Source organism: Subtercola boreus (genome assembly GCF_003399625.1).
GTDB classification, from domain to species: Bacteria; Actinomycetota; Actinomycetes; order Actinomycetales; family Microbacteriaceae; genus Subtercola; species Subtercola boreus_C.
In genome coordinates, this window is sequence record NZ_NBXA01000044.1 from 1 (window position 1) to 2,253 (window position 2,253).

1 pseudogene is annotated in these 2,253 nt (G+C 61.3%); it reads left to right on the forward strand.

The features are described from left to right. Nucleotides 1-375: 375 nt before the first annotated feature. Nucleotides 376-1,557 (forward strand): annotated as a pseudogene (locus B7R21_RS18130) (IS110 family transposase); the annotation flags it as partial. Nucleotides 1,558-2,253 lie beyond the last annotated feature (696 nt).

The window sequence follows — 2,253 nt, forward strand, 5'->3', positions numbered from 1 at the left end:
CCGTTCCGCGCAAGCAGCTGCGCTGCCGGCTCCTCCGACATTTCCGGCACGCGGTCGCTTCGCTCCCTCATTTCGTGCCGGAATTCTCTCCCCCACCGCCCCAAGGGGTGGCACTGCACGGCCATGCCCTAGCGGCGGTAAACCGCCTTCCTTACAGTTTTTCTTGTGGATTCGGGGCCTTCGTAAGCTTTGAAACGCGCCAGGGATCCCGGGTATGGCTGACTGCCTCCCGCCGCGTGACGGCATGCCGTGATTAGCCGCCCGGGATCCTGCAACGGCATGACCGCTCATTGAGAAACGCGACTACGTCGCCCTGTAAGGAACTGCCGGCACGGCCGTTGACGGCGCACCCACACCCACGAAAGGAACAACCGCGTGCCCCAGCTCTGGGCCGGTATCGACGCCGGCAAAACCGAACACCACTGCATCGTGCTGAACGCCGACGGAACCAAGCTTCTATCTCGGAGGTTCGCGAACCGGGAAGGCGAGATCCTTACCCTGATGGGTGATGTCGCGAGTCTCCCCGGAGGAACTGATGTGGCCTGGGCCACGGACCTAAACCACGGTGGGACAGGGCTTCTTCAGTCGTTGCTTGGCAGCCACAAGCAACCCCTGCACTACATTCCGGGGCGGGCCATCCACCACGCTTCCCTCACCTACGCCGGCGAAGCCAAAACTGATGCGAGAGATGCTGTCGTCATCGCCGACCAAGCACGCATCCGGCACGATGTGAATCTCATGCGTCAACCCGACGAAGTCACCGTCGAGCTCCGCCTACTTTCCGCCCGACGCGAAGACCTCGTCCATGACCGTACCCGCGCCGTGAACCGCCTCCGTGCTCTGATGGCCCATTACTTCCCGTCACTTGAGGCAGCATTCAATTACGCAACCACGAGAGGACCTCTGGTCCTGCTGACTAAGTACCAGACGCCCGCGGCGATCCGCCGGATAGGAGAGCGCCGCTTGGCGACCTGGCTGAAAGGCCAAGAGTGCCGGAAATCTGCAGTCATCGCCGCTGCTGCCGTTCAGGCGGCTCACGAACAGACCGCGGTCGTGGTCGGGGAGGCCGCTGCTGCCCGGCTCGTTAGCCGCTTCGCCCGGGACCTTCTCCGCATCCGTGACGAGCTCTCTGAGCTAGAAGCCGAGATTGAGACGGCCCTGAAGGGCAACGTTCTGGCCGTACCGTTGATGACGGTTCCCGGGTTCGGGATGCGGCTTACTGCGGACTTTCTTGCCGCGACCGGTACTGATCTGATGGCTTTCGAAACCCCGGACAGGCTCGCTAGTTTCGCGGGCCTCGCACCGGTTCCCCGCGATTCCGGGAAGATCTCCGGCAACCGTCACCGACCCAGACGCTATGACCGGCGGTTGTTGAACGCGTGCTTCCAGGCAGCATTCATCGCCGCGAGAACCTGTCCTGTTTCGCGAGCGTTTTATGAACGGAAGCGAAGGGAGGGTAAGTCGCATAAGCAGGCCCTTATTGCCCTAGCCCGGCGACGAATCAACGTCATCTGGGCAATCCTTCGAGACGGCACCTCTTACCGCCCAATTACGTCCGGGGATGTCATCTTAAAAATGACCACCCTTGCTGTTCCGGTCGTCGAACAAACAACTAGTTACGCCGACGCGCTGCCCGCAGCTGGATACCGCAGCTGAGAAGCAGCAGGAGGGCGACTGCAAGAGCGATGCTGCCCAAGATGGCGTGCAACGTTGAGAAAAGTTGAACTGCTAGCGCCACGGCAATGATGGCCGCCGCTGCATAGATGACGGCGGAAATTTGAGGCCTCGACAATTTGATTTGCTCCGATCTTGAGTACTCGAAAGCGCGAGCTAGTCACGGCGCCTTCCGGAGACACTACGACAATTCATTGACCCGCTTCAGCGCTTCGCTGACCACTTAGACCAAGACGGCTCGCGTGAGACCTAGCGGCCGCCTGCCTTCGGCTGGCGCGGTATTGCTGCGCTTTGCGCTTTTGCCTGGAAGCCTTCGGCAGCATACGGGCCTCCGTCGTCCACGCAAGCGGCCAAGGCCGCTGCCTCCTCCAAGATTCTCGGCACGCGGTCGCTTCGCTCCCTTATTCCGTGCCAACAATCTCTCCCCTGCCACCCTCCGGGTTGCGCTCCCGCCTCCGGCCCTGCGCGGTACTTCGTACCTTCCAGGCAAAAAACGTGTGGGAGGAAGTGACAGTCAGGGCCGAAACAAACCCCCATTTCGGCTTGACAAACCTGATTGAGAATCACGGCAAAACAACG